At 73.0% G+C, this 4,292-nt stretch carries 2 protein-coding genes and 1 pseudogene; all 3 read left to right on the forward strand.

The window, feature by feature from the left end; translation table 11 throughout:
- Positions 1–936 (forward strand): FAD-binding protein (locus OOT08_RS08725; RefSeq protein WP_325092249.1); only part of this gene is annotated, 936 nt, incomplete at its 5' end.
- Positions 929–3,883, forward strand: a complete 2,955-nt coding sequence (locus tag OOT08_RS08730; protein ID WP_325092251.1) for a cation-translocating P-type ATPase — start codon at positions 929–931, stop codon at positions 3,881–3,883. The genes OOT08_RS08725 and OOT08_RS08730, both read left to right, overlap by 8 nt.
- A pseudogene (locus OOT08_RS08735) lies at positions 3,883–4,292 on the forward strand (hypothetical protein); the annotation flags it as partial. The gene OOT08_RS08730 and the pseudogene OOT08_RS08735, both read left to right, overlap by 1 nt.

Genomic DNA, 4,292 nt, shown 5'->3' on the forward strand with positions numbered 1-4,292 from the left:
TTCATGCCCCGCTACGACCCCGAGCGGGCCGAGCTGTCGACCCGGGACCGGGTGGCCCTGGCCGCGGAGACCGAGATCCGCTCCGGGCGGGGCACCCCGAACGGCGGGGTCTGGCTCGACGTCTCCCACCTGCCGGAGGAGCAGATCCTCGAACGCCTGCCGCGGGTCTATCACCTGCTGCTCGAACTCCAGATGCGCGACATCACCCGGGACCCCATCGAGGTCGCCCCGACGGCGCACTACTCGATGGGCGGGGTGTGGGTGCGACCCGAGGACCACAGCACCGACGTCGCGGGGCTCTACGCGATCGGCGAGGCCGCGAGCGGCCTGCACGGCGCGAACCGGCTGGGGGGCAACTCCCTGATCGAGCTGCTCGTGTACGGGCGGATCACGGCGCAGGCCGCCGCCGCCTACGCGGACTCCCTCGAGGCCCAGCCGCGCGCCCACGAGGCCGAGCGGATCGCCTCAGCGGAGATCGACCGCGTCCTCTCCCTGCAGGGACACGAAAACGTCCGGGCCCTGCAGCGCGCGGTGCGCAACGTCATGTCCCGCGCCGCCGGCGTCGTCCGAGACGAGGCCGGGCTGCGCGCGGGCCTCGAGGAGCTCGACGCCATCCAGGGCCGGGTGGGTGACCTCGGGGTGCACCCCGACCTCGCCGGGCACCAGGACGCGGTGCACGCCTTCGACCTGTTCGGGATGATCCTGTCGGCCAGGGCCACGCTCGACTGCGCGCTGGAACGGCGAGAAACCCGCGGGTGCCATAACCGGAGCGACTTCCCCGAACTCGATGAGGGCCCGCTCGCGAACCTCGTCTGGTCGATGGACCCGATCACGGGCAACCGCACCGTGGAGCGGGAGCCCGTGCCCCCGGTGCCCGAGGACATCGCGCGCCAGATGCGGACCGACATCCCGCTGGAGGGAAAGTTCGTTGAGTGAGGCACGGGCCCGGCCCCCTCGGCGCGGCCCCCGCCCCCCGGAGCAGCGGCCCGGGGAGCGGGGGCGGGTCGCTCCGGGGCAGGACGCGATCGAACACCCGCCGCTCTGGCACCTCCCCGCCCCCCGCGTCCTCGCCGGGCTGGGCAGCACCACGGGCGGGCTCAGCGAGGACGCCGCCGCCGAACGACTGCGCGCGGTGGGACCAAATCGGCTCGAACCACCACGCGCAAAACCGCTCTGGCTGCGCGTGCTCGCCCACTTTCATGACGTGCTGATCTATATCCTGCTGGTCGCCGCGGTGCTCAAGGCCGCGCTCGGCCACTGGACGGACTTCGGGGTCATCCTGCTCGTGGCCGTCGCGAACGCGGTGATCGGCTTCGTGCAGGAGGGGCGGGCGGAGCAGGCCCTCGCCGGGATTCGGGCGATGCTCGTCGCCTCCGCCGAGGTCCGCCGGGATACCGGATGGCGGGGCATCGACGCGGCGCAGCTCGTGCCGGGGGACGTGGTGCGCCTCCGCGCCGGCGACCGGGTCCCCGCGGACCTGCGCGTCCTGGAGGCGACCGGGCTGCGCGCCGAGGAGGCCGCGCTCACGGGCGAGTCCGCGCCTGTGGAGAAGACTCCGGATCCGGTGCCCGCCGAGGCCACGCTCGGGGACCGCCGCTGCCTGCTCTTTTCGGGCACCCTCGTGACCGCGGGGCAGGGCCAGGGGGTCGTGATTGCCACCGGGGCCGCGACGGAACTCGGCCGGATCCAAACCCTGGTCGCCTCCGTGAGCGCGCTGGCCACCCCGCTCACCACCCAGCTCGCCCGCTTTGGTCGGGTCATCGCCGTCGCGGTGCTCGCGCTGGCCCTCGTGATGGTCCTCATCGGCGCCTTCCTCACCACCCGGGCCATGCCGGAGCTCCTCTCCGCGGCCATCGCGGTGTCGGTTGCGGCGGTCCCAGAGGGCTTGCCCGCGATGGTCACGATCACCCTGGCCCTCGGCGTGCAGCAGATGGCACGTCGCCGGGCCATCGTCCGGACGTTGCCCGCGGTCGAGACCCTCGGCTCGGTCACGACCATCTGCTCAGACAAAACGGGCACGCTCACCCAGAACGAGATGACCGCACGCATGCTCGTCACCGCCGCCGCCGTCTACGAGGTCAGCGGGACCGGCTACGACCCCTCCGGGGAGATCACGCTGCGCCGGGGGACCCGCCCCGGTCCGATCCGGGACGCCCCGGCCCTCGACGCAACGATCCTGGCCCTCGATCTCTGCAACGACGCCCACCTCACCCCGCCGAGCGATCGGGGGGACGATGGCGCGCGCTGGGCGCTCGTCGGCGAGCCGACGGAGGGCGCCCTCCGCTCGCTCACCCTCAAGGCGGGGCTTCCCGCGCACGGCTGGTCCCGGCTCGGCACGGTGCCGTTCTCTTCGGAGCGGAAGCTCATGGCGACCCTGGACCAGCACCCGGACGGTGCCCGGGCCGTCCACGTGAAGGGCGCCCCGGACCGCCTGCTCGATCGCTGCGCGCATCAGCTCGACCCCGGCGGAGTGCGGGAGCCGCTCGACCGGCTGTACTGGGAGCGCCAGGCCCAGGACCTGGGGGCCGCGGGGCTTCGGGTGCTCGCCGTGGCCCGGCAGCGCGTCCCCCGGTCCCGGGACGCGCTCGACGATCGGGATCTCAACGCCGGGCTCACGATGTGCGGCCTGGTCGGCATCGTCGACCCCGCGCGCCCCGAGGCTACCCGCTCGATCGAGCAGTGCCGCCGGGCCGGCATCCGGGTGACGATGATCACGGGCGATCACCCCGGCACCGCCGAGGCGATCGCGGCCGAGGTCGGCATCTTGGAGCCCCACGTGAGCGCCCCCGGCGCCGGAGGGCCGCGCCCAGAGCAGGTACTCTCGGGCGCGGACCTCGATGCCCTGGACGACGCGGGACTTGATGAACGGCTCCCCCACACCCGGGTGTTCGCCCGGACGAGCCCCGAGCACAAGATGCGCATCGTGACCGCCCTCCAGCGCCGCGGCGAGGTCGTGGCGATGACCGGGGACGGCGTCAATGACGCGCCCGCGCTCGCCCGGGCCGACGTCGGGGTCGCGATGGGGGTCAAGGGCACCGAGGCCACGAAGGAGGCGGCGGATATCGTGCTCGCCGACGACAACTTCGCCACGATCGAGCACGCGGTCGCCGAGGGCCGTCGGATCACCGCGAATATCCGCAAGGCGGTGCTCTTCCTGCTCCCGGCAAACGGCGGTCAGGCCCTCGTTGTGCTCGTCGCCGTGCTCATCGGGCTGCCGCTGCCGCTCGAACCCGCCCAGGTGCTGTGGATCAACATGGTCACCTCGATCACGCTGTCCTTCGCGCTGGCGTACGAGCCCGCGGAGCCACACGGGATGCGCCACCCCCCGCGGCCGGCCGCCTCCGGCCTGCTCGGGGCGGCGCTGTGGGCGAGGATCGGCCTCGTCTCCGCGGTCATCGGGGCGGTCACCCTCGGTGCCTTCTACGGCCTGAGCGACTCCGGAGTCCCGCAGGACCGCGCCCAGACCGTCGCCGTGACGGTGCTCGCGCTCGCGCAGCTCGGCTATCTGCTGAGCTGCCGCAGCCTGACCGCCTCGAGCCTGACCCCGGCGGTGTTCCGCGGCAACCCCGTCATCTGGTGGTCCGCGCTGGCGCTCGTCCTGTTGCAGGTGGCCTACACCTACACGCCGCCCCTGCACGGGGTCTTCGGCTCCGCGCCCATCGGGCCGCTCGACTGGCTCCTCGCCCTGGGCCTCGGCCTTGTGGTCTTTTTGGCGGCGGAACTCGGCAAGGTCCTGCTCCCCTCGCACGGCGAGGCCGGGGGCGGACCGCGCCGCGCCCCACCCCCGGCTGTTCCAGCCCCTGTCGTCCCCGGCTCGGCGGTCCCCCGCCCCGAGCCGGGGTCCCCCCGCAGCACACCCAGACACACCAATTTGGAGGAATGATGACCAAGACTGAAACCGCCCAGCAGGCCGCGCCCAGCGGCTGGGGCAGAACCACGGGGATCGTCACGGGGGTGGCGATCATGCTGTCACTGCTTGTGCTGTCCTTCGTCTGGCCCGGTGCCAGCAGCGATGCCGACGGGCTCAGTATCGGCGTGACGGGAGATGAGCAACTGGTTGACGCCTTCCTCACCGCCTCGGAGGACGGCCTCGGCGAGGTCGTCGAGCTCGTCGAGGTCTCGGATCGCGCGGCCGCGGTGTCGGGCATTGAGCGCCGGGAGATCATCGGCGCACTCGTGCTCGCCCAGGGCGACCCCGAGGTCCTCACGGCCACGGCGAACGGCCAGGTGCCCGCCGCGTTCATGTCCGAGGTGGCCGCGCAGCTGCAGGCAAACCTGGACGAGCAGATCTA

It is taken from the genome of Leucobacter sp. M11 (genome assembly GCF_035726885.1).
Taxonomy (GTDB): domain Bacteria; phylum Actinomycetota; class Actinomycetes; order Actinomycetales; family Microbacteriaceae; genus JAPFRB01.